General features: G+C 72.1%; 26 protein-coding genes and 1 pseudogene. 18 read left to right on the plus strand and 9 right to left on the minus strand.

What is annotated here, in order from left to right; all coding sequences use genetic code 11:
• Positions 1–181 precede the first annotated feature (181 nt).
• The 6 genes and pseudogenes from BLV72_RS17315 (at position 182) to BLV72_RS17340 (ending at position 7,548) form a co-directional block, all read left to right on the plus strand.
• Positions 182–2,931 (plus strand): annotated as a pseudogene (locus tag BLV72_RS17315) (SpoIIE family protein phosphatase).
• Positions 2,932–3,245: 314 nt separating this feature from the next.
• Positions 3,246–4,805 carry a sensor histidine kinase gene (locus tag BLV72_RS17320; protein ID WP_093463304.1) on the plus strand — a complete coding sequence of 520 codons (1,560 nt, stop codon included), beginning with the start codon at positions 3,246–3,248 and terminating at the stop codon, positions 4,803–4,805.
• A gap of 14 nt (positions 4,806–4,819) precedes the next feature.
• Positions 4,820–5,248: a roadblock/LC7 domain-containing protein gene (locus tag BLV72_RS17325; RefSeq protein WP_093463306.1), complete on the plus strand. Its 429-nt coding sequence runs from the start codon at positions 4,820–4,822 to the stop codon at positions 5,246–5,248.
• Positions 5,245–5,604 (plus strand): DUF742 domain-containing protein, encoded by a 360-nt coding sequence (locus tag BLV72_RS17330; RefSeq protein ID WP_078642513.1) that lies wholly within the window; start codon positions 5,245–5,247, stop codon positions 5,602–5,604. The genes BLV72_RS17325 and BLV72_RS17330 overlap by 4 nt, the downstream gene beginning before the upstream one ends.
• Positions 5,585–6,229 carry a GTP-binding protein gene (locus tag BLV72_RS17335; RefSeq protein ID WP_425288382.1) on the plus strand — a complete coding sequence of 215 codons (645 nt, stop codon included), beginning with the start codon at positions 5,585–5,587 and terminating at the stop codon, positions 6,227–6,229. Before BLV72_RS17330 ends, BLV72_RS17335 begins: the two co-directional genes overlap by 20 nt.
• Positions 6,226–7,548, plus strand: a complete 1,323-nt coding sequence (locus BLV72_RS17340; RefSeq protein WP_093463309.1) for a cytochrome P450 — start codon at positions 6,226–6,228, stop codon at positions 7,546–7,548. The genes BLV72_RS17335 and BLV72_RS17340 overlap by 4 nt, the downstream gene beginning before the upstream one ends.
• Before the next feature lie 67 nt (positions 7,549–7,615).
• Here the strand turns inward: BLV72_RS17340 and BLV72_RS17345 are convergent, their stop codons facing one another.
• Positions 7,616–8,152: a MarR family winged helix-turn-helix transcriptional regulator gene (locus BLV72_RS17345; RefSeq protein ID WP_244320803.1), complete on the minus strand. Its 537-nt coding sequence runs from the start codon at positions 8,150–8,152 to the stop codon at positions 7,616–7,618.
• 219 nt (positions 8,153–8,371) lie between these two features.
• Between BLV72_RS17345 and BLV72_RS17350 the strand changes: the two genes are divergently transcribed.
• Together BLV72_RS17350 and BLV72_RS17355 are read left to right on the plus strand one after the other, a co-directional pair.
• The gene (locus BLV72_RS17350) at positions 8,372–9,220 is read left to right on the plus strand and encodes an alpha/beta fold hydrolase (protein WP_093463312.1); all 849 of its coding nucleotides are present in this window, start codon (positions 8,372–8,374) and stop codon (positions 9,218–9,220) included.
• Between the two features lie 405 nt (positions 9,221–9,625).
• Positions 9,626–10,183, plus strand: coding sequence for a TetR-like C-terminal domain-containing protein (locus BLV72_RS17355; protein WP_244320805.1), 558 nt, complete (start codon positions 9,626–9,628; stop codon positions 10,181–10,183).
• Between the two features lie 36 nt (positions 10,184–10,219).
• Here BLV72_RS17355 and BLV72_RS17360 read toward each other — a convergent pair whose 3' ends face one another.
• From BLV72_RS17360 to BLV72_RS17380, 5 genes are all read right to left on the minus strand, one after another.
• Positions 10,220–10,933, minus strand: coding sequence for a DUF305 domain-containing protein (locus tag BLV72_RS17360; protein ID WP_093463315.1), 714 nt, complete (start codon positions 10,931–10,933; stop codon positions 10,220–10,222).
• Complete coding sequence (locus tag BLV72_RS17365) at positions 10,930–11,598, minus strand: thioredoxin-like domain-containing protein (protein ID WP_093463316.1); 669 nt, start codon at positions 11,596–11,598, stop codon at positions 10,930–10,932. Before BLV72_RS17365 ends, BLV72_RS17360 begins: the two co-directional genes overlap by 4 nt.
• Positions 11,599–11,694: 96 nt before the next feature.
• The gene (locus BLV72_RS17370; protein ID WP_143059783.1) at positions 11,695–12,159 is read right to left on the minus strand and encodes a hypothetical protein; all 465 of its coding nucleotides are present in this window, start codon (positions 12,157–12,159) and stop codon (positions 11,695–11,697) included.
• A 143-nt stretch (positions 12,160–12,302) separates the two neighbouring features.
• On the minus strand, positions 12,303–13,403 hold the full coding sequence (locus tag BLV72_RS17375; protein WP_093463319.1) for an AMP-binding protein: 1,101 nt from the start codon (positions 13,401–13,403) through the stop codon (positions 12,303–12,305).
• A gap of 109 nt (positions 13,404–13,512) precedes the next feature.
• Positions 13,513–14,877 carry an aldehyde dehydrogenase family protein gene (locus BLV72_RS17380; protein WP_093470398.1) on the minus strand — a complete coding sequence of 455 codons (1,365 nt, stop codon included), beginning with the start codon at positions 14,875–14,877 and terminating at the stop codon, positions 13,513–13,515.
• Between the two features lie 252 nt (positions 14,878–15,129).
• On the opposite strand from BLV72_RS17380, the gene BLV72_RS17385 reads away from it, so the two are divergent.
• The 3 genes from BLV72_RS17385 to BLV72_RS17395 all read left to right on the plus strand — a co-directional run bounded on the left by BLV72_RS17385 (position 15,130) and on the right by BLV72_RS17395 (position 16,653).
• Positions 15,130–15,849, plus strand: a complete 720-nt coding sequence (locus BLV72_RS17385; protein WP_093463321.1) for a response regulator transcription factor — start codon at positions 15,130–15,132, stop codon at positions 15,847–15,849.
• A 115-nt stretch (positions 15,850–15,964) separates the two neighbouring features.
• The gene (locus BLV72_RS17390) at positions 15,965–16,390 is read left to right on the plus strand and encodes a hypothetical protein (RefSeq protein WP_093463322.1); all 426 of its coding nucleotides are present in this window, start codon (positions 15,965–15,967) and stop codon (positions 16,388–16,390) included.
• Positions 16,387–16,653, plus strand: coding sequence for a hypothetical protein (locus BLV72_RS17395; RefSeq protein WP_143059784.1), 267 nt, complete (start codon positions 16,387–16,389; stop codon positions 16,651–16,653). Before BLV72_RS17390 ends, BLV72_RS17395 begins: the two co-directional genes overlap by 4 nt.
• Before the next feature lie 50 nt (positions 16,654–16,703).
• On the opposite strand, the gene BLV72_RS49900 is transcribed toward BLV72_RS17395, so the two are convergent.
• The 3 genes from BLV72_RS49900 to BLV72_RS47960 all read right to left on the minus strand — a co-directional run bounded on the left by BLV72_RS49900 (position 16,704) and on the right by BLV72_RS47960 (position 18,919).
• A complete protein-coding gene (locus tag BLV72_RS49900) occupies positions 16,704–16,850 on the minus strand; it encodes a hypothetical protein (protein ID WP_244320806.1) in 147 nt (48 codons plus the stop codon).
• Positions 16,851–17,129: 279 nt separating this feature from the next.
• Positions 17,130–17,417, minus strand: coding sequence for a cellulose binding domain-containing protein (locus BLV72_RS17405; RefSeq protein ID WP_093463325.1), 288 nt, complete (start codon positions 17,415–17,417; stop codon positions 17,130–17,132).
• Complete coding sequence (locus BLV72_RS47960; protein ID WP_093463327.1) at positions 17,309–18,919, minus strand: RNA polymerase sigma factor; 1,611 nt, start codon at positions 18,917–18,919, stop codon at positions 17,309–17,311. The genes BLV72_RS17405 and BLV72_RS47960 overlap by 109 nt, the downstream gene beginning before the upstream one ends.
• 476 nt (positions 18,920–19,395) lie before the next feature.
• Here BLV72_RS47960 and BLV72_RS17415 point away from each other — a divergent pair, with 476 nt between their 5' ends.
• The 7 genes from BLV72_RS17415 (at position 19,396) to modA (ending at position 25,872) form a co-directional block, all read left to right on the plus strand.
• Positions 19,396–20,316, plus strand: coding sequence for a dihydrodipicolinate synthase family protein (locus tag BLV72_RS17415; protein WP_093463329.1), 921 nt, complete (start codon positions 19,396–19,398; stop codon positions 20,314–20,316).
• Positions 20,317–20,388: 72 nt separating this feature from the next.
• Positions 20,389–21,390 (plus strand): proline racemase family protein, encoded by a 1,002-nt coding sequence (locus BLV72_RS17420; RefSeq protein WP_093463330.1) that lies wholly within the window; start codon positions 20,389–20,391, stop codon positions 21,388–21,390.
• A 21-nt stretch (positions 21,391–21,411) separates the two neighbouring features.
• Positions 21,412–22,668, plus strand: coding sequence for an NAD(P)/FAD-dependent oxidoreductase (locus BLV72_RS17425; RefSeq protein WP_208905647.1), 1,257 nt, complete (start codon positions 21,412–21,414; stop codon positions 22,666–22,668).
• Positions 22,665–23,036: a (2Fe-2S)-binding protein gene (locus BLV72_RS17430; protein ID WP_093463332.1), complete on the plus strand. Its 372-nt coding sequence runs from the start codon at positions 22,665–22,667 to the stop codon at positions 23,034–23,036. Before BLV72_RS17425 ends, BLV72_RS17430 begins: the two co-directional genes overlap by 4 nt.
• On the plus strand, positions 23,026–24,471 hold the full coding sequence (locus tag BLV72_RS17435; RefSeq protein ID WP_208905649.1) for an FAD-dependent oxidoreductase: 1,446 nt from the start codon (positions 23,026–23,028) through the stop codon (positions 24,469–24,471). The genes BLV72_RS17430 and BLV72_RS17435 overlap by 11 nt, the downstream gene beginning before the upstream one ends.
• A gap of 103 nt (positions 24,472–24,574) precedes the next feature.
• Positions 24,575–24,964, plus strand: coding sequence for a TOBE domain-containing protein (locus tag BLV72_RS17440; protein ID WP_208905651.1), 390 nt, complete (start codon positions 24,575–24,577; stop codon positions 24,962–24,964).
• Between the two features lie 71 nt (positions 24,965–25,035).
• Positions 25,036–25,872, plus strand: a complete 837-nt coding sequence (gene modA, locus BLV72_RS17445) for a molybdate ABC transporter substrate-binding protein (RefSeq protein ID WP_208905653.1) — start codon at positions 25,036–25,038, stop codon at positions 25,870–25,872.
• Positions 25,873–25,895: the final 23 nt, after the last annotated feature.

Genomic DNA, 25,895 nt, shown 5'->3' on the forward strand with positions numbered 1-25,895 from the left:
TTTCTCAGATTTGCATAGACCCCCGCCGTCGGCACCTCGCCCCTCGTGAACGCGTCCCACAAGAGCGGTCCGTAATCGAGTCGATACGGAAAGTCGCGTACCGTGTGCGCGTTACCGTTGCCGCCTGGCCGATGGAAGCGGAGATTCGCCTTCCAGGATTTCCCGGTGTAGATGTATGTGTATGGCCCGGTTTATGGGTCGATCGTGGGCTGCCCGCATGATCCCCGGTCGGCGCCCACGGAGTCGGCGCCGGGAGCGCCCGGAGGTGGCGGGCCGGCGCTTTCGATCGTGGCTGAGCGTCCGTAGCGTCGCCGGCCAGGTCTTCGTCCTCCAACTCGTGATCGTGCTGCTGCTCGGCGCGGCCGCGACCATCGCCCTGGTGCTCCAGGTGCGGCACGACGCCACCGACGAGGCCCGCGGCCGGTCCGTCGCGGTCGCCGAGGCCTTCGCCAACTCCCCCGGCATCGTCCAGGCCCTGCACAGCCGCAACCCGACCAAGGTGCTCCAGCCGAAGGCCGAGGCCGTCAGGAAGAAGTCCGGGCTCGACTTCGTCGTGGTGACGACCGACAAGGGCATCCGGCTCACCCACCCCAAGCTCAACCGGATCGGCAAGCACTACGTCGGCAACATCGAGCCGGCGCTGCGCGGGCACCCCACGGTCGATACCGGCCCCGGCACACTGGGCGAGGCGATGGATGCGGTGGTGCCCATCTTCGACAGCCACCACAAGGTCGTCGGTGCGGTGGGCGCGGGGATCACGATCCGGAAGGTGAGCGGGCTCGCCGACCGCCAGCTTCCGCTGCTCGTCGGCGCCGTCTCCGCCTCCCTCGTCCTCGCCACCGGCGGCACCGCCCTGGTGAGCAGGCGGCTGCGGCGGCAGACCCGCGGCCTGGACCCGGTCGAGATGACGCGGATGTACGAGCACCATGACGCGGTGCTGCACTCGGTGCGCGAGGGCGTGCTGATCGTCGGCGGCGACGGGCGGCTGGTGCTGGCCAACGACGAGGCGTCCCGGCTGCTCGATCTGCCGCCGCGGCCGGAGGGGCGGCTGGTCGACGATCTGGACCTGGAGCCCCATGTCGCCGACGTCCTGGCCTCCGGGCGCGATGTCACCGACGAGGTGCTGGTGGCCGGTGACCGGCTGCTGGCCATCAACAACCGGCTGACCGACCGCGACGGCGGCCCGCCCGGCAGCGTCGCCACCCTGCGCGACTCCACCGAACTGCGCGCCCTCTCCGGCCGTGCCGATGTGGCCCAGAAGCGGCTCAAGCTGCTCTACGACGCGAGCGTGGAGATCGGCACCACGCTCGATGTCGCCCGGACCGCCCAGGAGCTGGCGCAGGTGGCGGTGGACCGCTTCGCCGACTTCGTCACCGTCGACCTGGCGGAGCCCGTGGCGCGCGGCGATGAGCCGCTGGCGGTCGGCGGCATCGAGATGCGCCGGGAGGCGGTCCACGGGATCCGGCCCGGCCAGGGCCACCCCTTCTATCCGGTCGGCCGGGTGTTCTCGTTCGTCCCGACCTCGCCCCAGGCGTTCGGGCTGAGCGGCGGTGAGCCGGTCGTCGAGGACGATCTGACCGAGGCCATCGGCTGGCAGGCGCAGGATCCCGAGCAGACCGCCAAGGTCATCGAATACGGCGTCCGGTCCCTGGTCACCGTGCCGCTGCGGGCCCGGGGCGTGCTGCTGGGCGTGGTCAACTTCTGGCGGATGAAGCAGCGCGAGCCCTTCGAAGAGGAAGAGGTGTCCCTCGCCGAGGAACTCGCCGCGCACGCCGCCGTCTGTATCGACAACGCCCGCCGCTACACCCGCGAGCACACCATGGCGGTCACCCTGCAGCACAGCCTGCTGCCCCGCGCCCTGCCCGAGCAGAACGCGCTGGATGTGGCCTTCCGCTATCTGCCGGCCGAGTCGGGGGTCGGGGGCGACTGGTTCGACGTCATCCCGTTGCCGGGGGCGCGGGTGGCGCTGGTGGTGGGCGATGTCGTTGGGCATGGCCTGCACGCGGCGGCGACGATGGGTCGGCTGCGGACGGCGGTGCACAACTTCTCCACCCTCGACCTGCCGCCCGATGAGATCCTTTCGCACCTCGACGATCTGATCGCCCGGATCGACCAGGACGAGGGTCCCGGCGGGCCGGAGGGCGAGGGCGCCGGCAGTGAGGGGATCACGGGGGCGACGTGTCTGTACGCGATCTACGATCCGGTGACGCGGCGGTGCACGATGGCGCGGGCCGGTCATCCGCCGCCCGCGCTGGTGCGTCCGGACGGCTCCGTGGAGTTCCTCGACCTGCCCGCCGGGCCGCCGCTGGGCCTGGGCGGGCTGCCGTTCGAGACCGCCGAGGTGGAACTGGCCGAGGGCAGCCATCTCGTCCTCTATACCGACGGGCTCATCGAGGACCGCCGCCGGGAGATCGACACCGGTCTGGAGATGCTGCGCGACGCCCTGTCCCACCCCGGTCGCACGCCCGACGAGATCTGCACCGAGGTGCTGGAGGCGCTGCTGCCCAGCAACCCGAGCGATGACATCGCCCTGATCGCCGCCCGTACCCAGGTCGTGGGCGGCGACCGGGTGGCCTCCTGGGACGTGCCGTCCGACCCCGCCGCCGTGGCCGGGGTGCGCGCCGAGGTGATGCGGAAGCTGGCGGAGTGGGGGCTGGACGAGGCGGCGTTCACCGCCGAGCTGGTGCTCAGCGAACTGATCACCAACGCCATCCGCCACGCCACCGGCCCGATCCGGGTGCAGTTGCTCCGCGACAAGGCCCTGATCTGCGAGGTCTCCGACACCAGCAGCACCTCCCCGCATCTGCGGTACGCGGCGACGACGGACGAGGGCGGCCGGGGCTCTTCCTGGTCGCCCAGTTCGCCGAGCGCTGGGGCACCCGCTACACCTCGGACGGCAAGGTCATCTGGGCGGAGCTGGCGATTCCGTGAAAGTTCGGGGGCGTGACGCTGCCGGATCCGTGACGCTGCCGGATCCGTGACGTCTCCGGATCCGTGACGCTTCCGGGTCCGTGACGTCTCCGGATCCGTGACGCTTTGGGGTCTGTATCGCTTGCGAGCGATGGCAGCGGCATATGCGTCCGGAAGATGACGCTTCTCGGCGCTCCAACTTGACGGACCGTCATGATCCATGTGATGAGCGGGACCGGTCAAAGCGACGTGACTCTACTAACATGTGGCGCCCACGGCTTGATGTCCGCGTGGTCCAGCCAGAAACCCTCAACGCGCCCATGAGGACCTGATAGATGTCAGCACACATATCCAGCCATCCGTACAAAGGGCCCTCGGTGACACGTGGGGCCCTGACCGTCCCCCTGCTGGCCGCCGTCGTCGCCGGTGGCGCGGGACTGTGGGTGACCACCGCCGTGCCGTCCGCCCAGCGCGCCGCCGTCGCCGTCTTCTGCTCGGTGGCCGCCGTGCTGCTGGGGGTGGCGCTCGCGGTCGCCACCAACCGCTCGCGGACCATCGGCCGTCTCCAGGAGCGGGTCACGGAGCTGGAGACCATGGCCGCCGCCAAGGAGATCGAGGCCACCCGCCTCGCCGAGGAAACGATTCCGTCCGCGGTGCGGAGACTGCGTGAGGGCGGCTCGGTGGATACCGTGATCACCCGCATGGAGCGCCCCACCAGCAGGGCCCATCAGCTCCTGCTGCGGGCGTTGCTGCGCGAGATCGGCGACGGTGAGCGGATGCGCGCCTCCGCGATGGCCGCGTGCGCCAACGCCGCGGGCCGTGTCCAGGCGCTGGCCACCAGCATGCTGGCCGATCTGCGGGAGATGGAGAACCGCCACGACGAGACCGTCCTCGGCGATCTGCTGAAGCTGGACCACACCACCGCCCAGGCGGGCCGGATCGCGGACAGCATCGCGGTGCTGACCGGCGCCCGCTCCGGGCGCCGCTGGACCAAGCCGATCGTCATGGAGTCCGTGCTGCGCGGCGCGATCGGCCGGATCAGCGCCTTCCAGCGGGTACGGGTCCACTCGGCCAGCAACGCCGCGGTGGCCGGTTACGCGGCCGAGGGCGTCATGCACGCCCTCGCCGAACTGATGGACAACGCCGCCAGCTTCTCGCCTCCCACCGAGGAGGTGCATGTGTACGTCGAGGAGACGCACGCGGGCGTCGTGGTGACCATCGAGGACGGCGGGCTCGTGATGGGCCCGGCCGCCCTGGACCGCGCCCAGAAGTCCGTCTCCTCCGAGAGCCTGGACCTGATGAGCCTGTCCGGCACCCGGTTGGGCCTGGCGGTCGTCGGCTGTCTGGCCCGTAAGCACGGGCTGACCGTCTCCTTCCGGCCGTCCGCGCGGGGCGGCACCGGTGTGGTCGTCCTGATCCCGCAGCAGCTGATCACGCACGTCAACCAGGACGCGGTCGTCCTCGACGCACCGGGCTCCGTACGCTCCGGGGTACCCCGGCAGGCGCCCGCCCAGGCTGTCGCGTCCACGGCCACCGCCACCGCGGCCCCTGCCGCGACGGCCCCCGCACCCGCCACCTCGCCGTCCCCTTCGCCGTCGTCCGCGCCGGATCCCGCCGCGCAGCCCTCACGGCCCGTCAACGGACTGCCCAAGCGGCGCCGTGGCGAGACGCTCGCCGCCGCCACCCGGGCGGCCGCCCAGGCGGCCGAGGCGGAACCCAAGGCCAAGACCAGCCGTCCACGACCCGAGGAAGCCGGAGCCCGCTTCGGCGCCTTCCGCCAGGCGGCCCGCGGTGGTTTCGCCGCCGGTGCTCCGTGTGACACCGAGCCTTCGGTATCCGCAGATCACCACGAGACCGCCGAGTCCGCCGAGCCTGCCGAGAACGACAAGCCGTGACAGAAGGAACGCCGATGAACACCACTGACCGCAGCTTGGACTGGCTGTTGGAGAACCTGCTGGAGAAGACCCCGGGGTCACGCCACGCGCTGGTGCTGTCGCGGGACGGGCTCAAACTGTGCCTCTCCTCCGGGTTGTCCGTGGACCAGGCCGATCAGCTCGCGGCCATCGCGTCGGGCATCCAGAGCCTCGCCCATGGCGCGTCCATCGAGTTCGGCGACGGCAGCGGCGGCGTACGGCAGTCGATGACGGAGTTCCACGGGGGGATTCTGTTCATCGTCGAGGCCGGCGAAGGCGCCCATCTCGCCGTGGTGGCCCAGGACGACGCCGATGTCGGCGTCATCGGCCACAACATGAACGAGCTGGTCGAGCAGATCGGCGACCATCTGCGAGCCGCTCCGAGGGTGGTCGCGGGCGACAGCGGCGGCGGGGCGACGGCATGATCCGAGGGCCGCTGGACAAGGAGGGGCCGGACCGGCTGTACACCGTCACCGGCGGCCGCAGCCGGGCCGATGAGAGCCGGTTCGACATGGTCACGCTGATCGTCAGCGAAAGCGACCCCACCCCCGGGATGCAGTCCGAGCACGTCCGGATCCTGCGGATGTGCCGCCGCCCCCTGTCGGTCGTGGAGATCTCCTCGTATCTGGAACTGCCCGTCAGCGTGGTCAAGATCCTGCTGTGCGATCTGCTGGACACCGGCCGGATCACCGCGCGCCATCCGCAGGCGGCCCGCCCCGGCGGCCGGCTGCCCGGGCCCGAAACCCTGAAGAAGGTGCTCGTTGCACTCCAGAATCTCTGACGACACCGTCAGCATGGCACTCCCCGGCAGTACCGGACACGCTCCGCTGCCGGAGAGCGCGAGCAACGGTCTCAAGATCGTGATCGTGGGCGGGTTCGGCGTCGGCAAGACGACGATGGTGCAGTCGGTCAGCGAGATCCGCCCGCTGAGCACCGAGGAGACGATGACGCAGGCGGGCGTCGGCATCGACGACGCCTCGTTCGTGCGGCACAAGACCACCACCACGGTGGCCTTCGACTTCGGCCGGATCAGCCTGGACGAGCAGATGGTGCTCTATCTGTTCGGCGCCCCGGGCCAGGAGCGGTTCTGGTTCCTGTGGGACCGGCTCTTCTCCGGGACCCTGGGCGCGGTCGTCCTGGTGGACACCAATCGGCTCTCCGACTCCTGGTACGCGCTGGACCGGCTGGAACACCACGGCACGCCGTTCGTCGTGGCCCGCAACAACTTCACCGAGCCGCAGCACTCGCTGGAGGAGGTGCGGGAGGCCCTCGACCTCCCGCCCGAGGTGCCGATGATCGACTGTGACGCCCGCAAGCGCGACTCCAGCAAGGCCGTACTGGTCGCGCTCGCCCGCTACCTCTACTCCCTTTCCGCCAACGGCACCGCCGGGGAGAGCACCGCGTGACCACCCCTGACCCCATGTCCCCGTTCGAGGACGCGTCGGAGGACGCGCCGGAGGGCCTGTCGGAGGACTGGCCCGAGCCCGTCTTCCGGTCCGCCCCCGCGCCGCCCGACGGGGTGGTGCCCGCCGGGTCGGTGCCGCTGGACTACCAGCGGTTCCGGGCCGAGCCGCTGGAGCTCTACCGGGAGCTGCGCCGGGACCACGGCCCGGTCGTGCCCGTCCTGCTGGACGGCACGATCCCCGTCTGGGCGGTGCTCGGCTACCGCGAGGTGGTCCGGGTCACCACCGATCCCCATCTGTTCGCCCGCGACTCCCGCCGCTGGCACTCCTGGCATCTGGTGCCGTCCGACTGGGAGTTGATGAGCTTCGTCGGCTACCGCCCGACCATGCTGTTCAGCGAGGGCGCCGATCACCAGCGGCGGGCCGAGGCGATCTGGGACGGTCTGGCGGCGGTCGACCAGTTCGAACTGCGCGCGCAGTGCGAGCGCGTCGCCGACCGGCTGATCGACACCTTCGCGGGCAGCGGCCGGGCCGATCTGGTGGCCGAGTACGCCAGCCAGATCCCGCTGCGGGTGGTGACCCGGCTGTACGGCCTGGACGACACCGAATCCGCCGCCATCCAGGACGATGCGCTCCACCTCACCGGGAACGACGCGCCCCTCGCGCTGCGGAATATGCAGACCCGGACGGAGGCGCTGATCAAGCGCGTCCGGGAGAACCCCGACCAGGTCAACATCGCCGCCCATCTGGTGGCCCACCCGGCCGGGCTCACCGACGACGAGATCGTCAACGACCTGCTCGGCAGCGTCTACGCCGTCCAGCAGCCCACCAGCGACCTGATCGCCAACGCCCTCCGGCTGATGCTGACCGACGAACGGTTCGCCATCACCCTCTCCGGCGGCCGACGCAGCGTCGGCCAGGCGCTCAACGAGGTGCTGTGGGAGGACACCCCGGTCCCGTTCTGGATCGGCCGCTGGGCCGCCGAGGACACCATGCTCGGCGGACGCCGCATCAGGAAGGGCGACTGCCTGATGCTCGGCCTCGCCGCGGCCAACGCCGACCCCGACGTACGCCCGGACTTCCACTCCGGCGCGGGCGGCAACCAGGCCCATATGGCCTTCAGCCACGGCAAGCACGGCTGCCCCCCGGCCGCCCGTGAGATCGCCCAGGTCATCGCCGGCACCGCGGTCGAGGTCCTGCTCGACCGGCTCCCGGACGTCACCCTGTCCGTCGACCCGGACGACCTCGAATGGCGGGTCACGCTGATGATGCGCGGCATGGCTGCCCTTCCGGTGCGGTTCACCCCGGCTCACCCGCACTGACCGTTCGACGCACGCCGCTCCCCCCGGTGGTACGGCACCCACCGGGGGAGCGGGGCTTTTCGGGGACTCAGGGGGTGGATTCGGCCGGTCCGCTTCCGGCCGACCGCTTGCCGTTGCCGTTGCCGGAAGCGTGCTGCTCGACGTTGGTGGTCAGCCGGCGCAGCAGCTCCTGCGCGGTCTTGATCTCGTCATCGCCGAGCCCGATGGCGTCGCCGATCGCCGACGGGACGGTGCGGATGCGCTCGCGGAGCGCGGCGCCCTCGGGGGTGAGCGCCACTTCGACCACCCGTTCGTCGTCGGGGCGGCGCTGCCGCTTGAGCAGACCGTGCGTCTCCAGCCGCTTGATCAGCGGTGTGAGGGTGCCGTAGTCCAGGTGCAGGGTGGTGACCAGGTCCTTGACGGGGGCGGTGCGGTGCTGCCAGAGCACGAGCATGACCAGGTACTGGGGGTAGGTCAGCCCGACCTCGTCGAGGAGGGGGCGGTAGACGCTGGTCACCGCGCGTGAGGCGGCGTACAGCGTGAAGCAGAACTGGTCGTCCAGCAGCAGCGAGGGCTCGCCGGGCCGGCCGGGTTCGCCGGATGTCGGGGTGGGGGTGTCGCTCACCGGTCCCCTCCTCTTCCTTGGCCGTCGGTCGGTCGCGTGAGCAGCCATTGTCGCACTTCTCTCGCCCTCTAGAAGCTCGCCTTCCATAAGATCGCGCACGAGTTACTTGCGCACGAGGTAATCGGCCGCTAGGTTTCTCGGTATCGCCCCGGACAACAAGCCAGGGGCCGCAGACGCAGGCGCTGTCGTCGCGCCCCTGGGAAGATGGAGAGCTCCGCTATGAACCTCACGTCCCTGCTTCGCCCGATCCGCACCCAGGCCGTCCTCGCCGGCTCGCTCGCCGCGCTGGCCGCCCTGTCACTGGCGGCCACGACCCCGGCCACCGCCGCCAAGGCCGCACACCGCCCGGCGGAGAAGAAGCCCACGGTGGTGCTGGTGCACGGCGCGTTCGCGGACTCCTCCAGCTGGAACGGCGTCATCAAGCGCCTGCGGCACGCGGGTTACCCGGTCCTCGCCCCCGCCAACCCGCTGCGCGGTCTGGCCGGCGACGCCGCCTACCTCCACAGCGTCCTCAAGAGCGTCCAGGGCCCGATCGTGCTCGTCGGCCACTCCTACGGCGGCGCCGTGATCAGCGAGGCCGCCGTCGGCGACCCGGACGTCAAGGCGCTCGTCTACATAGCCGCCTTCGCCCCGGACAAGGGCGAGAGCGCGCTGGAGCTCTCCAACAAGTACCCCGGCAGCACCCTCGGCGAGACCCTCAACTCCGTCCCCTTCCCCCTGCCCGACGGCGGCACCGGAACCGACCTGTACATCAAGCCGGAGAAGTTCCACGACCAGTTCGCGGCCGACGTCCCCACCGCGCAGACCGACCTGATGGCCGCCACCCAGCGCCCGGTCGCCGCCTCGGCCCTGGAGGAGAAGGCGACCACGCCCGCCTGGAAGACCGTCCCGTCCTGGTACCTGCTCGCCGCCCAGGACAAGAACATCCCGCCGGCCGCCCAGCGCTTCATGGCCGACCGTGCCCAGTCCCACACCGTGGAGATCAACGCCTCCCACGCCGTCTCCGTCTCCCGCCCCCAGGCCGTCACCAACCTGATCGACCAGGCCGCCACCGCCACCACACGCTGACCCGCCCCCTGAACCCGGCGAAGGCCCCGGACCACCTATGGTCCGGGGCCTTCGCCGTCAGCGCGTCGTCCACCTGTGCGCGGGCCCTGCTGGTATCGGGCCGGGAGCGTCGCCTCGGTGGGAAGAAAAGGGGGGCGTGCTGGACCTTCCTTCCCCTCGTGAGGAAGGTCCGGCAACTCTGCGCCCCGTTGGCCTAATGCGCTGTCGCGCGCATTAGGTAACGGGTGTCACAATAGCGAGGGGCGTGTACGCCGTGCAATGGGTTACCCGGCGTAGGGCGCCCGGATGTCGTGAAGGTCTGGTGCTCACGAGGGTGGAGGGGCCGTAAGTCGGCGCGTCATGACAGAGCGACCACCGCATGGGTCGGCTCGCCCCGGGGGGCGTACGGCCCGGACTCGTGCCGCCGTGTTGGCGGCCGCCTACGAGGAGCTCGACCGCGATTCGTTCGCCGCGCTCACCCTGGACCGGCTCGCCCGGCGGTCGGGGGTGCATGTGTCGACCATCCGGCGGCGCTGGCGCACGGTGGAGGGCGTCGTCGTCGAGCTGCTGGCCGAGCGCGGCTCGACGCTGCCGACCCCGGACACCGGTGACTTCCGGCGGGACCTGACGCAACTCACGCAGGCCATCGCGGACTTCAACAACGCGCTGCGCAACCGCAACGTACTCCAGGGGCTGCTCGCGGCCGCCGCGCACGATCCCCGGGTCGAGGAGATCGTCCGTGCCGCGTTCGTGCGGCGGATCGAGGAGGTGACCCTGATCGCGCGGCAGGCGGTGGAGCGGGGGGAGATCCCCGAGGACACCGATCCGCGGGAGGTCATCGCCGCGCTGGCGGCGCCCCTCTACTACCGGGTGCTCATTCTGCGCGGGTCCATCGACGACCGGCTGGTGCACACCACCGTCGAGACGACGTATCAGGCCGCCCGCTCCGGGGTGTTCGTACGCAAGGGGGAACGCGAGGGGTGATGGCGCCCCCGGGGCGGGGGCGCCATCGGCGGGGCGTCAGGAGGACGCGCCGCGTGCCTTGAGCATGTCGGCCATCAGCTGGATCTCCGACTGCTGGCCCTGGACCATGGTCGTGGCCAGATGCTTCTCGGTCGGGTCCTTGACCAGTTCGACCGCGCCCTTCGCCATCTCGACGCCGCCCTTGTGATGGGCGGTCATCAGCTTCAGGTAGAGCACCTCGGCCGCCTTGCCCTTGGCCTTGCGCAACGCGTCGAGCTGGGTGTTGGTGGCCATGCCCGGCATGAGCGAGCCGTCGTGCGGCTTGTACGTGCCGCCGCCGTCCATGCCCTTCATCGAGCCGTGGTCCATGCCCTCCATGCCGTCCATGCCGTTCTTCATCCACGTCATGGGCGGGTCCTCGGACGTCTTGTCCAGCCCCCACATGTCCAGCCAGCCCTGCAGCATGCCGCTCTGGGTGGCCTGCGTGCTGGCGATGTCGAACGCCAGCCGCCGCACCTCGTCGTCGCCGGTGCGGTCGCGCACGATGAACGACATCTCCACCGCCTGCTGGTGGTGGACGGACATGTCGCGGGCGAAACCGGCCTCGGCGGAGGTGTCCTTCGGCGTACCCGTGTCGGTCGTGCCCTCCGAGCGGTCGCTCGTCAGCCACAGGACGGCCACCGCCACCAGCGTCAGCAGCGCGAGGGCGGCGGCGATCCCCGCCACCAACGGCTGGCGTGCGGCGCGGCCGACGGCGGTCCCGTCGCTCACGAGGTCTTTCCGTTGGTGCAGTAGGCGCCGGGCTCGGGCGTCTGCTTGCCCTGGACGAACTTCTTGAAGAACGCGGCCACCCGCGGGTCCGACGCCTTCTGAATGTCCAGCTGGTTGCCCCAGGCGTTGAGGACGATCGGCGCGTCCTGCTCCTGGTAGGGGCTGATCATCGAGTACGGGGTCTTCTTCACCCGCTCCGAGAGGGTGGCGATGTCCTCCTTCGTCGCCTTGTCGGTGTACGTCACCCACACCGCGCCGTGCTCCAGCGCGTGCACCGCGTTCTCCTTCGCCAGCGGCTTGGTGTAGACGTCGCCGTTGCAGTTCTGCCAGACCTGGTTGTGGTTTCCGCCGACCGGCGGCGACATCGCGTACTTCACCGTGCCCTGGACATGCGTCCGGCCCAGGTTCTTCCAGGTCTTCATGCCCTTGAACTCGCCGGTCTTCACGACCGCGGAGGTGACCTTCGCCTCCTTCTCGTCCTTCTTGTTGCCCGCGTCGACGAGGAAGTAGCCCCCGACGGCGAGCCCGGCGACGATCACCGCGACGGAGGTGATGGTGATGGCCCGGAACCTGCGCTCGCGCGCCTTCTCCGCGCGGCGCAGTTCCTCTATCTTCGCGCGGCGGTCGGCCGCGGTGCCCTTCGTCTTCGATCCCTTGGAGCCCATGGCTGTCCTTGTCCTCGGAGTGCTCACCGTTCGCGCAGGTCGCGCAGTGCGCACGCTGGATGGATGGAGCGGTACATCGCGGTTACCGGCGCCGGCCTAGGTCCGAAGCACTTGGAGCTGATGGAGGCCGAGGGCGCGGACGGGGCGGTCGGGCGGCGCCCGGACGGAGTCCGGATTCCGGTGGCCGCCGGGCGGTGGAACCTCGGCGAGGAAGAGCGGGGGTACGGGCGTGGGCACCAGGGCCTGGACCACGCCCCGGGGGCCCGTGACACAGTCGTCGCTTCCGGAGCCGGTGCCGGAGCCGGAGACGTCGGACGGGCCGTGCCCGGGAGACGGATAGCTGACCGGCTTCTCGTGCGGCTCGGCCCACGCGGCGGTGTCCGCCGGACGGCGCGGGCACCCCGTCGACAGGCCGTTGTGGTCGGCGGCGGGATGGACGCACGAGGGCGCCACCCAGATCGCCGCGGCGAGCAGCAGCACGGCACGGCAGAGGACGGACGGCACGGTGCCGCGCACCGCGTCCGTCCGTATGTGGCCCACTCCGCCCTGCCCTCTGCCCATCGCGCCAGATCGTAACCACTGCGCCTGTCGCGACTGAATGGGTCCATGGCGGAACGTGGGCAAACGCCTGGTGGGGGCGTGGTGTCAGGCGTGCCGTCCGGCCGCCCGGTGTGGGCCAGGTGCCGCCCGCCGTACGCCGCCCGTCAGTAGACGCCCTCGATCACGACCTCGTCGTCGAACATCGCGACCGGCCCCACATCCGCCACCGAGTCCCCGGTCGCGCCCTCGGGCGACGGGACGCGGATCGCCAGATCGCGCTCGAGGTTGCCCGGCAGCAGAGCGGACTTGCTGACGTGGTTCATCACCACCTGGCCGCGCTCGCCGTACGGCACCGGCTCCCCGCTCGCCGGGTCCACCACCGAGAAGGTGACGAACGGCGTGCGCGGATCGAAGACACACGGCTCGTCCGGGCCGAGCCCCAGCCGTTCGGTGGCGCCGCCGAGGATCATGGTGTTGCCGTAGGTGCCGTAGAGCGCACAGCCGGGGAAGACCTCGGTGCGCAGCAGATCGCGGGTGTCGGCGTCCATATGGGCACCGCCCCACATGATGCCCTTGACCTTCTCCCCGATCAGCTCGATCAGGTCGTCATGCCGGGCCAGCCGCTCCAGCAGCGGCGGGGTGGTCATCAGCACCCCGATCTCCTGGGTGCGCAGGACGTACGCCGCCTGCTCCACCAGGTGGCTCACATAGGCGTCGGTCTCCTCGGCCTTCCCGGCGGAGATCAGCTTCTTCACCCACCGCGGATCCATGTCGACGCGGAACATCAGCCCGCCGTGCCGGGCGGCCGTGCCCGCGACCATCTCGCCGACCATATGGGGGCCGCTGGGCGCGATGGCGAGCCAGTCCACCCCGCGCGGGATGCCGAGCCCGTCGAGGTCGGCGCTCAGCCCGTGGGTGAGCCGGTCCAGCCAGTCGCGCAGACACACGATCCGCTTGGGCGCGCCGGTGGTGCCGCCGCTTTCGAAGACACCGACGATCCGGGCGTCGGCGCCGTAGCCCTGGGGGATCAGATCGCGCACCGGCACCTCGCGCAACTCCCCGGTGACATTGGGGAAGAGCGCGAGATCGGCGACGCCCTTGACGTCCCGGCGCGGATCGAAGTCCAGCGTGCGTGCCTTCCGCAGCCAGAACGGGGAGCCGGTGTCCGGGCCGAAGTGCCACTCCATGGCGGCGCGGATGTACTCGTCGGGGTCGGGGCGCTCGTCGAAGGGGACGTCGAGCACGGAAAGGGAAGCTGTCGGCACGGGTTGCTCCTCATGCTCCTCGTGGGGGCGGGCGACGCCGGGTCGGCGCCGTCGGGACAGGCGGCGCGGGGCCGGCGTCGTCAGGACGGGCGACGCCGGGTCGGCGCCGTCAGCCGCGGATGACGGCCTTCGTACGCATCAGGAACTCGCCGAGATACGCGTCGTGCGGGATGCCCGGGGCGATCCAGTGCGTGGGGTGGTCCCCGATGTAGAGGTTCTTGATGGACGGCTCGGCGAGCAGCGCGTCCAGCAGCGCCTCGTCCCCGGTGATCGCCGTGACGACCAGGCTGTCCCGGAGCGCCGCGGCCCCCGCCGCACGCGTCCAGGGGGCCACCCAGACGCAGGGGAACGACAGCTCCATACCCAGCCGCGGGTCCCGCGGATCGTCGAGCTGGAAGACGGCGGGGCGCAGGGCGGCGCTGCCGTCGCCGAGGTCGTCCACCACTCCGTCACCGCCCAGCCATGCCCGGGCGCCCGCCGCCTTGCCGAGCAGCAGGCGCTCGAAGCCACGGGCGGTCTCGACCGGATGGACCGGCAGCACCGCCTTCTCGTCCTGCGGCGGCAGGCTGGGGAGCGCGGCGAGCCGCTCCGCCAGCGCCTCGGCGACCGGCGCCGGATCGCCCTCGACGAGCACGGCGGTGGCGTTGACGCACGCGGTGCCGCCATGGCGGGCGATCGAGTCGACGACCACATCGAGATGGTCGCGCCACTCCCGGTCGGCGGTGAGCAGGATCTTGGAGCGGCCGGGACCGTTGGGCAGCACGGCCGGATCGGCGGCGTAGCGGTCGATGACCTCCTGGCCGCCGTAGACCATGGACAGATCCGCACCGTGCAGGATCTCCCCGGCCGCGTCGTGGTCGGTGGGCAGCAGCACCACCTGATCCGTCCCGAAACCCGCCTCGCGCAGGGCGCTGACCAGCCGGTACGGCGTGAGCGGCTCACGGCGGGAGGGGCGTACGGCCACCCGGTAGCCCAGCGCCAGCGCCTCCGGCCACAGGGCGTGCACGGCGGGGTGGTTGCCGGCGGCGTGCACGGCGAAGACATCGCCGCGCCGGATCCACACCGCGGTGCCGCCGCGGGCGTACGGATCGCGCCAGTCGCCCACCGCCCCCACCGGGCGGGCCGCCTGGACGCTGCGGTACGCCTCGGTGGCGCTGAGCCGTATCGCCTCCACGGCGATCCGCACATTGGCCAGCGGGGTGCCCGACATCCGGCACACCGCGCTCTCGTAGGCCGCCGCCGTCATCCCGGCGACGGTGCCGGTGGCGAACAGCTCCCCCGCCCGCTTCAGCGCGGCCAGCCGCTCCTCCAGCGGCGGGGTGGCGGCGGCGTGCAGCGCGGCCAGCGCCCGGGTGACGAACAGCCGGGGCACCAGGGAGAGTTCGGCCATGGGGGCGCCGGTGACATCGCTGATGGTGAGGCGGTGACGGGAGCGGTAGGGCCCCTTGGGGCCGAGGGCCTCCAGGGTCTGCAGGGGGTGTGGCGCGTCCGGGGTACGCGGCGCGTCCAGGGCGTCCGGGGTGGTGGCGGGCTGGGACACGCTGGCTCCTTCGCGGGCGGAGGACACACCGGCTCCTGGGCGGGCGCGGCGGGAAAGGGGTGAACCACGCTTATCCCACGGCGCGGACGGGACAGAGTCAATTGGCCCAAAGGCCATACCGGCCCCCTGGGCCGGGCCGGGCGCACCACGCGCCACGTACCATGCCCGGCCGGAGGTGGTGGGGACATGGGAGAGACAGGTGGCGGTCGCGTCCTGGTGACCGACGACGACGCGGCCATACGGCGGTCCCTGGAGCGCGGGCTGCGGCTCAACGGGTTCTCCGTGACCCTCGCGGACGGCGGCCACGCCGCGCTCGCCGCGGTGCGCGACGGCGCGCCCGATGTGGTGGTCCTGGACATCTCCATGCCCGACCTCAGCGGTATCGAGGTGTGCCGCGCCCTGCGCGGGGACGGCAATGACGTCCCCGTCCTGATGCTCTCGGCGCTCGACGAGGTGGCCGACCGGGTGGCCGGGCTGCAGGCCGGGGGCGACGACTATCTCGTCAAGCCGTTCGCACTCCAGGAGTTGGTGCTGCGGCTGCACGCCCTGCTGCGCCGCCGTCCGCCCGCCGCCACCGACCGGGTGCGGGCCGGCGGGCTGGAGATGGCGCCGGAGGCGCGGGAGGCGTGGCTGGACGGAACGCCGCTGCGGCTCACCCGGCGCGAGTTCGAGCTGCTGGACATGTTCGCCCGCAACGCCGGGATCGTGCTCACCCGCGATCAGCTGCTGGACCGCGTCTGGGGCTATGACTTCGAGGTGCGGACGGACGCGGTGGACACCTTCGTCAGCTATCTGCGCCGCAAGCTGGAGGCGGGCGGCCGGCCCCGGATACTGCACACGGTGCGCGGCGTGGGCTTCGTCCTGCGGCCGTCGGGAACACCGGAGGGCGGTCCAACAGGCCCGTGAGGGAGGGCTTTTCCGGCCCACAGAGTTTCCACAAAGAAGGCTCCTAGGTTTTTCCCCAGTCCGGGACGGCCCGGCCCCTCCCGGGCCGTCCGGCCCCGAGGGAAGGAACAGCACCATGCACCGTGGAAAGAGCGTCATCGTGGCCTGCGCGGCCACCGCTGCGCTGCTCGGTCCGGTGGGCGTCGCGGCGGCGGACGGCGGCGCCCCGGCCTCGACACCGGCCGCCACCCCGAGCGCGAAGCCGCACAAGGGGGCGGGGGACGGCTCCCAGGGGCTGTGCAAGCGCGCCAAGAAGATCGACAAGCGGCTGGACCGGGCGCTGAAGCGGCTGAAGGGCCAGGCGAACGTCAAGGGGTCGGTGGCCCGGCTGGCGAAGCGGGTCGAGCGGGCCGAGAAGGCGGACCACACCGAGGTCGAGACCTTCCTCAACCACAAGCTCACCTTCCGCAGGTCCCTCGTGACCACGCTCGAGCAGCGCCAGAAGGACCTGTCGAAGGTCCAGACGTGGTGCGCCTCGCGCGGTGAGGGTTCCGGCACATGAGGCGCGGCCGGCCCGTGCGGCGCGGCCCCTGGACCGTGGCGGCCACGGCGGTGCTCTGCGCCGCGCTGGCCACCGGCTGCGGTGGCGGCAAGGGCGGTTCGGACGACGCGGACGGCTCGGACGGCTCATCGGGGTCGTCGTCCGCCCCCTCGGCCACCGCACCGGCCCCGTCCACCTCCGAGCTGGACGAGCTGAACAAGCTGGTGGACGACGCCGAGTCGGCGGCCGACAAGGCGGACTCCGACGCGGCGAGCGACAACTGACCACACGGAGTCGGGAGGCCCCCGGTGCGGCATCGCGCCGGGGACGCCCCTCAGACGAGGGTGACCGAGGCGATCAGACCGGCGGTGGATCCGGCCGGTACGGGGTTGGCCTCGGCGCTGACCAGATCGCCGCTCTCCATGACCCCGGAGCCGCTGACGTCCACATGGACCCGCAGCCCGTAGTTGTCGCCCGGCACCAGCTCACCCGGGACGGTGACACTGAACGGGACGTGGCCCCCGGGCTCAGCGGCACATCGGTGAGGACCTGTGCCGCCACGATCGACTCGGGGGTATCGGAGCGGGACACGTTGCGCACTTCCACCACCACCCGCGCCGCCCGCCCGGCGGGGGCGTCGGGGGGCAGGGTCACGATGCCGCTCAGGACACTGCTCACTCCGAGATGTTTTCCCCCTGGACGGAGGACTTGTTCCGCCATCCGGGTGGGAACGCCGTTCGGGCCGGGCAGCGCGTTGTCGTCAGTCCGCGCAGGGGCGGCCGTTCAGGGTGAACGCCCCGGGCGGCCGGTTGCCGTCGTTCCAGGTGCCGAGGAAGCCCACGGAGAGGGAGCCGCCCGCCTTGACCCGCTTGTTGTAGTCGGCGGCGGTGGCGGTCACCTTCGCGCCGGCTTGCGTGAACTCCCCGTCCCACATCTGGGTCACCCGCTGGGAGTCGCGGAAGGTCCAGGTGACCCGCCAGTCGTCGAGGGCCTTGCGGGAGGTGAGGGTGACGGCGGCCTTGAAGCCCTCGGGCCATTCGGTGACCAGCTCGAAGCGGGCCGTGCAGTCGGCGTATGTGCCGGGCGTCCGGCCGGAGGGCGGCCTTCCACCGTGGCCGGAGGCGGAGCCGGAGCCCGAGTCGCCCTTGGAGGGCGGGGGGACGCGGAGGGGGAGTGACGGGGCTTTCTCGTCGAACCCTTGCCGGGGTCGTGGCCGGAGCCTTCGCCCGGGTCCTTGCCGTCGCTCCCGCCCGTCGAGGGGCTCGGGGAGGCGGTGCCGCCGGGGTTGTGCGGTGAGGAGGTGGCGGGGGCCAGGCCGCCGTAGGTCTCGTCCGGGCCCGTGGACCCGCCGCTGCGGTCGTCGGAGTCCGTGGCGGTTCTGGTCATCGCGACCAGTGCGGCGAGGGCGACGACGGCTATCACCGCCAGGATGACCGTCGTACGGGCTCTGCGTAACCGGCGGCGGGAGGTGCGGCTCCGGCCGGCCCGGTGCCCGCCGGCGTGGGAACCACCCGCACCATCGGCCCCGCCCGCTCCGGCTCTGCCGTCGGCTCCGGCTCTGCCGCCCGCGTCACCGGCCCGTCTGCCACCGGCCCGTCTGCTCCGTCGCCCCCCGATCGCGTCCAGGACCCGGTCGCGCAGCCGCTCCCACAGCGACGCGCGGACCGCGTGCGCGGTGGGCGCGGCGGCGCGGGCGCTGGGCGTGGTGCCCGGGGCCCGCTCGGCGAGCGCGCGGCGCCGCGCGAGATAGGGGTGCGCGCCCCAGCCGATGACCCCGCTCGTCAGCGCGCCGGGCAGCCCCTCGCCGTCCACATACATGCAGGTGGCGGCGTCACGGCAGGACCGGCAACGGGCGAGGTGCTGCCACAGGTCGGCGGGTGAGGGGGAGTCGGGCGCCCGGGTGGCGGCGTCCAGCAGCTTGGCGTAGCTGCGGCACTCCTCGTCGGTGAGGGTCTCCACATGGGCGCGCTGACACCGTTCACGGAAGGCCGCGCGGACCCGGTCGATCTCCTCGGTGGCGTACTCCGGGTCATAGCCCAGCTGCCGGGCCACCGCCTCCGTGGACCGCGCCTCCACCTCGACCAGCCACAGCAGCTCCCCGTCCGCCTCCGGCAGATCCCGCAGAGCGCGCAGCGCGAGCGGCTGGTCGCGGGGCGGGGCGGCGAAGCGGGCGGCGAGGTCGGAGGTCAGCCACGTCCGCAGCTCCGGGTTGAGTCGGTCGCCGTGGCGGTGGGCGTGCCAGTCGGCTGCGGTCTTGCGTACGGAGGTCAGAAAGAGCGGCAGCCACGGGAGACGCTTGCCGAAGCCCCGGGTGCGGCGGTGGCGGGTTTCCCGAATACCCCGCCGGAACGCCTCGGTGGCGAGCCGCATCCCGTCTTCTGGAGTGGTCGTGCACAGTTCCGCGTAATCGGCGACCGCCTCCCAATAGGCGCCCAGCAGCGCCGTCGCGGAGGCCGCGCCATCGACTTCCTCGGCGGGCGCTTCGGCGAGACCGTGGCGCGCCGGGGAGCCGTCCCCGGGAGATTCCCTGGGCGATGAGTGGTCGGGCATGGAGGCAATTCCTCACTCACGAACAGCGGCGCCCCCGCCGGGGGCAACCCTCTCATAAACGGGCTGCGGGGTGGTCAGCCAACAGCACAGCTCTGCCTCGGAGTTGGGGATTCCCCTTACGGGGCGGGCCGAGCCTTTCATGCCGGTGACCTGGCTGACAAGAGACGTAGAGCAGTCCCCGTTTAGGGATTTCGAGCCGCCTGACAAGCCGTGAGGTCGTGTCGAATTGAGGTGAATAGTAGTCACGTTCACTGCTCAATGCGACACAAAGTTCCCCGCCGCAAAAGGTCCAGACCGCACCGTTCGCCGTGTGAACTCCTGTGCGTTTCCGGTGACTTCCGGTGAGGTGCGCCCCGGCCGCCGATCCGGCGTCCTCTTGCCATAACCAGTCGCGTGCCGAGGTCTGTGCGGTGTGACATTGCACTGTTACCGTTGAACGGACAAGTGGCCTGGTCCCCTCCCCGAGAAGGTTCCGCATGCCCGAGATTCCCGGTGTTTCCGCGCCCTGGCGTGGCGTTCATGTCGCCACGGCGCTTCCGTTCCATGACGATGACGAGCTGTCGGTCGACTACGAGGGATACGCCGCCCATGTGCGGTTTCTCGCCGAGCACGGATGTGACGGGGTCTGCCCCAATGGGTCGTTGGGGGAGTATCAGACCCTGACGGACGAGGAGCGCGCGCGGGTGGTGCGGGTGGCTGTGGAGGCGGCGCCCGAGGGGTTCGGGGTGATGCCGGGGGTGGCGGCGTACGGGGCGCTGGAGAGCCGGCGGTGGGCGGAGCAGGCGCGGGAGGCCGGGGCGCGGGCGGTGCTGGCGCTGCCGCCGAACAGCTACCGCGCCGACCGGGAGGCCGTGGTCGGCCACTACCGCGAGGTGGCGCGGGCCGGGCTGCCCGTGGTGGCGTACAACAACCCCCATGACACCAAGGTCGACCTCACCCCGGAGCTCCTGGCCGAGCTGCACGGGGAGGGGCTGATCGTCGCGGTCAAGGAATTCAGCGGGGATGTGCGGCGGGCGTACGAGATCGCCGAGCGCTCCCCCGGGCTGGATCTGCTGGTCGGCGCCGATGACGTCCTGCTGGAGCTGGGGCTCGCCGGGGCCGTGGGGTGGATCGCCGGGTATCCGAACGCGATTCCCGAGTCCACCGTGGAGCTGTACCGGCTCGCCACCTCGGGCGTCGGCGCGGACCTGGAGAAGGCGCTGCCGCTGTACCGCGCGCTGCATCCGCTGCTGCGCTGGGACTCCAGGACCGAGTTCGTCCAGGCCATCAAGGCGTCCATGGACCTCGCCGGGCTGCGCGGCGGATCCTGCCGGCCGCCGCGCTCGCGGCTGAGCGGCGAGGTGGCGGCGCGCGTCGTCCGGGAGACCGAGACCGTGCTCGGGCTGGGGTACCGGTGAGGCGCCCGTCGGCGAAGGGCCCATCGGCGAAGGGGAGCCGGTGAGGTCGCGGCGAACGGTAAGGGGGCGCTCGTGAGGTCGCGGCGGGTCCTGCACACCGTGGAGTCCCACACCGAGGGCATGCCCACCCGGGTGGTCACCGGCGGGGTGGGGACGCTCCCGGGCGCGACCATGGCCGAGCGCCGCCGGTGGTTCATGGAGCACCAGGACGATCTGCGCACCCTGCTGATGTACGAACCGCGCGGCCACTCCGCGATGAGCGGGGCCATCCTGCAGCCGCCGACCCGGCCGGACGCGGATCACGGAGTGCTCTTCATCGAGGTGTCCGGGGTGCTGCCGATGTGCGGGCACGGCACCATCGGGGTGGCCACGGTGCTGGTCGAGACCGGGATGGTCGAGGTGCGCGAACCGGTCACCACCATCCGCCTGGACACCCCGGCGGGCCTGGTGGTCGCGGACGTCGCCGTGCGCGACGGCGCCGCGACCTCGGTGACGATCCGGAACGTGCCCTCGTTCAGCCTGGCCACGGACCGTACGGTGCGGGTGCCCGGCTTCGGCGAGGTGCGCTACGACATCGCGTTCGGCGGCAACTTCTACGCCATCGTGGAGCTGGACGCGCTCGGGCTGCCGTTCGACCGGGCGGCGGGGCAGGAGCTGCTGACCGCCGGGTTGAAGATCATGGAGGCGGTGAACGCGCAGGAGCCGCCGCACCACCCCGAGCGGCCGGACATCACCGGCTGCCACCATGTCTATCTGAAGGCCCCGGGGTCGACGGCGCGCCACTCCCGCCATGCCATGGCCATCCACCCGGGCTGGTTCGACCGCTCCCCCTGCGGGACCGGCACCTCCGCGCGGATGGCGCAGCTCTACGCACGCGGTGAGCTGGGCCTCGGCGAGGAGTTCGTGAACGAGTCGTTCATCGGGACGCGGTTCATCGGGCGGCTGCTGGAGGAGACCACGGTGGCGGGGCTGCCCGCCGTCGTGCCCGCGATCACCGGGCGGGCGTGGGTCACCGGCACCGCGCAGTTCCATCTCGATCCCGACGATCCGTTTCCGGCCGGGTTTTTGCTGTAGGGGACGTAGGGGAGCGTGGCGATGGTGGGAGAGACATCCGATTCCCGTGGGCGCCCCTCCAGCACGACTCCGGGGACCACCGAGGAGCTGCCGAGCACCGCCGACCTCGTCGTCATCGGCGCCGGGGTGGTCGGTGCGGCCGCGGCCTGGTTCGCCGCCCTGGCCGGGCTGCGGGTCGTGGTGGTCGACCGGGGCGCCGTCGCGGGCGGCACCTCGGGTGCGGGCGAGGGAAACGTCCTGGTCTCGGACAAGGAGCCGGGCCCGGAGCTGGAACTCGCCCAGTACTCGCGGCAGGTGTGGGGCGAGGACCTGGGCGCGTACGGCGGGCTGTGGGAGTTCGAGTCCAAGGGCGGGCTGGTGGTGGCCTCCACCCCCACCGCCCTGGACGCGCTGCGGACGCTGGCCGAGCGGCAGCGGGCCCTCGGTGTCGACGTACACGAGGTGTCCGGGGCGGAACTCCACGCCCTCGAACCGCGGCTGACCCGCGAGGCCGCCGGAGGCGCGCTGTATCCGCAGGACGCCCAGGTGCAGCCCATGCTGGCGGCGGCGCAGCTGCTGCGGCTCGCGCGGCGGCACGGAGCGGTGGTGCGGACGCGGACGGAGGTGGTGGGGTTCCTGCGGCCGGGTGGCGGGCGGCCGGGCGATGGTCACGTGGGCTCCCCGGTCACCGGCGTACGAACGCCTCACGGCACCATCAGCGCCCCCGCCGTCCTGAACGCGGCGGGCACCTGGGCCGGTGCCGTGGCGGGGCTCGCGGGCGTCGAACTGCCGGTGCTGCCGCGCCGTGGCTTCGTCCTCGTCACCGAACCCCTGCCGCCCGCGACCGTACGGCACAAGGTCTACGCGGCCGACTACGTGGACGCCGTGGCCAGTTCGGACGCGGAGCTGCAGGCGTCGCCGGTCGTGGAGGGCACGGGCGGCGGCACGGTGCTGATCGGCTCCACCCGGGAGCGGGTCGGCTTCGACCGGCGACCGTCCCCCGCCGCCCTACAGGCGCTGGCCCGCGGCGCCATCGGGCTGTTCCCGGTGCTGGCGTCGGTGCGGGCGATGCGGGTGTACGCGGGCTTCCGGCCGTACTGCCCCGACCATCTGCCGGTCATCGGCCCCGACCCGCGCGCCCCCGGGCTGTGGCACGCCTGCGGCCACGAGGGCGCGGGCATCGGCCTCGCGGCGGGGACGGGGAAGTTGATCGCGCAGGCCCTGACGGGGGAGGCGACGGAGCTGGACCTGGCGCCGTTCGCTCCCGAACGCTTCGCGGGCGAAGGAGGGCGCGGATGAGTGAGCGCAGCACCCGCAGTGGACCGCCGCCGTATCGGCTGACCTTCGACGGCGCGACGGTCACGGCGCTGCCCGGGCAGAGCGTGGGCGCGGCGCTGATGGCCGCCGGGATCGTGGCCTGGCGGACGACGCGGCGGGAGGGCAGACCGCGCGGGCTGTTCTGCGGGATCGGGGTGTGCTTCGACTGTCTGATCACCGTGGACGGGCGGCCCGGCCAGCGGGCCTGTCTGGTCCCGGCGCGGGACGGGATGCGGCTGTCGGCGGAGGGCGGCGACGGCGGTGGCCGTCGCGATGACGGCGACCGTCGCGGTGTCGATAGCCGTGTAGATGGCGAGGGTAAGGGCGGTGGTGGTGGCGATGTCGATTGATCCGCCGACGTATGACGTGGCCGTCGTGGGCGCGGGACCCGCCGGGCTCTCCGCCGCCGTCGGCGCCGCCGAGGCGGGCCTGGGCGTGGCCCTCATCGACGCGGGGCGGCTCCCCGGCGGCCAGTACTGGCGCCATGACGACGAACACCCCCCGCACCCCGGCCACCGCGACGGGCGGCTCTTCGCCCGCCTCCGCGCCCGGCTGCACCACCAGCGCCGCCTCGGCCGCCTCCACTACCTCCCCGGCCATCAGGTCTGGCTGATCGACCGCTCCCGCCCGGACACCGGGCCGTTCACCCTGCGCCTGAACGGTCCGTACGACACGGCCCCCGTCGAGCGGGACCGGGTGCGGGCCCGCGCCCTGGTGCTCTGCTGCGGCGCCCACGACCGCCAACTGCCTCTGCCCGGCTGGGACTTGCCGGGGGTGATGGCCGCCGGAGGCGTCCAGGCACTGCTGAAGGGGCATCGGACGGCGGCGGGTCGCCGGGCGGTGGTCGCGGGCACGGGCCCGTTCCTGCTGCCGGTGGCGACGGGTCTGGCTCAGGCGGGTGTGCGCGTCCTGGCCGTATGCGAGGCCAACCCGGCGCATGGCTGGCTGCGCCACCTGGGCGGGGCGGTACAGGCGCCCGCCAAGTCCGCCGAGGCGCTGCGGTACGCGGCGCTGATGGCCCGCCACCGCATCCCGTACCGGACACGGGCCGCGGTGACCGAGATCCTGGGCGAGGACCGGGTGCGCGGGGTGCGGCTCGACGGCGGCGAGGTGCTCGAGGCCGATCTGGTGGCGCTGGGCTGGGGATTCACCCCCGCCCTCGAACTGCCGCTGATGGTCGGCGCCGACACCCGGCGCGACCTCGACGGCTCCCTCGTCGCCGTGGTCGACGCCCGTCAGCGCACCACCGTCCCGGACGTCCTGGCCGCGGGGGAGACCACGGGCGTGGGCGGCGCCGCGTTGGCCGTCGCCGAGGGACGGCTGGCCGCCCTGACCCTGGCGGCGGCCCACGGGCTGCCGGTCGATCCGCGCGCCGCGCGACGGCTGCGCACCACGATCCGCCACGGCCGGGCCTTCGCCGCCGCCCTGCACCACACCTACCCCGTGCCCGCCGGCTGGACCGGCCGGTTGACCGAACGCACGGTGGTCTGCCGCTGCGAGGAGGTCACCTACGGGGAGCTGTGCCGAGCCCGCAGCGAACTCGGCGCCGAGGACCCCCGCACCATGAAGCTCCTGGCCCGCCCGGGGATGGGCTGGTGCCAGGGCCGGATCTGCGGGTTCGCCGTCGCCGCCGTCACCGCGTCGCTGACCGGCCGCCCGGCCACGGCGGAGGATCTGCGACCGCTCTCGGCACGGCCGTTCGCGGCCCCGGTGACGCTGGGGGAGCTGGCGGGGATGGCGGACGGGGACGAGGAGCCCGGAGCCGAGGCGGACGACGAGCCCTGAGCCCCATCCCTCGCGCAGATGCCAGCCTTCGTACCCGAATCGTTGGACGAATACCACCTGACCGCCATGTACCGGCTCGCAGATGCGGCGCTACCATCGGCGGATGCATACGTACCGGATCGGTGAGGCCGCGGCCCTGATGGGGGTCAGCGCCGACACCCTGCGGCGCTGGGTCGACAGCGGACGGCTGACCGCCGAACGGGACGAGCAGGGGCGCCGGATCATCCCGGGCCCGGCGCTCGCCGCGTTCGCCCGCGAGGTCGCCAGGAGCGCGGAGCGCGACAACCCCGGTTCCTCGGCCCGCAATCGCTTCTCGGGGATCGTCACCGAGGTGATCCTGGGCGATGTGTCCGCGCAGGTGGAGATCCAGGCCGGGCCGTTCCGCGTGGTGTCCATGATCAGCCGGGAGTCGGCGGAGGAGCTGAAGCTGGAGCCCGGCGTTCCGGCCGTCGCCGTCATCAAGTCGACCAACGTGGTCGTGGAAACCCCGTGAGCACGCGCGCCGAGGGCGGCAGTGGCACAGGCGGCAGCGGCAGCAGAGGCAGAGAGGGAGAGACAGACTCCATGACGACCCGTTCCGTATCCGGATCCCAATCCCGAGTCCGTTGGACCTACCGTGCGGTGGGCGGTTTCGCGCTCGCCGCCATGGCACTCACCGCCTGCTCCTCCGGCGACTCCGACGACTCCTCCGAGGAGTCCGACTCCGGCTCGTCCTCGAAGAAGCCGTCCGGCACGGTGACCGTGTTCGCGGCGGCCTCGCTGAAGGAGAGCTTCACCGCGCTGGGCAAGACCTTCGAGAAGGAACACCCCGGCACCAAGGTGTCCTTCAACTTCGGCGGCAGCGACGCCCTCGCGGCCAGCATCACCTCCGGGGCGCCCGCCGATGTCTTCGCCGCCGCGAGCCCGAAGACCATGAAGACCGTCACCGACGCCAAGGACGCCAAGGGCACCCCGGCCACCTTCGTCCGCAACCAGCTCGAGATCGCGACCCTCCCGGGCAACCCGAAGAAGATCGCGACGCTGAAGGACCTCACCCGCTCCGGGCTGAAGGTCGCGCTGTGCGCCAAGGAGGTGCCCTGCGGCTCGGCGGCCCAGAAGGCGCTGGACGCGTCCGAGCTGAAGCTCACCCCGGTCTCGTACGAGCAGGACGTCAAGGGCGCCCTGACCAAGGTGCAGCTCAAGGAGGTGGACGCCTCCGTCGTCTACAAGACCGATGTGAAGGCGGCGGGCGGCAAGGTCGCGGGCGTGGAGTTCCCCGAGTCCAAGCAGGCCATCAACGACTATCCGATCGCCCTGCTGAAGAACGCCCCCAACGCCGAGGCGGCCACCGCCTTCATCGACCTGGTGAAGTCCGCGCAGGGCCAGAAGGTGCTCGGCGAGGCCGGTTTCCACAAGCCGTGACGGAGCAGAAGTCGGGGCCGGTG

Origin of the sequence: Streptomyces melanosporofaciens (genome assembly GCF_900105695.1) — a bacterium.
Lineage (GTDB): Bacteria > Actinomycetota > Actinomycetes > Streptomycetales > Streptomycetaceae > Streptomyces > Streptomyces antimycoticus.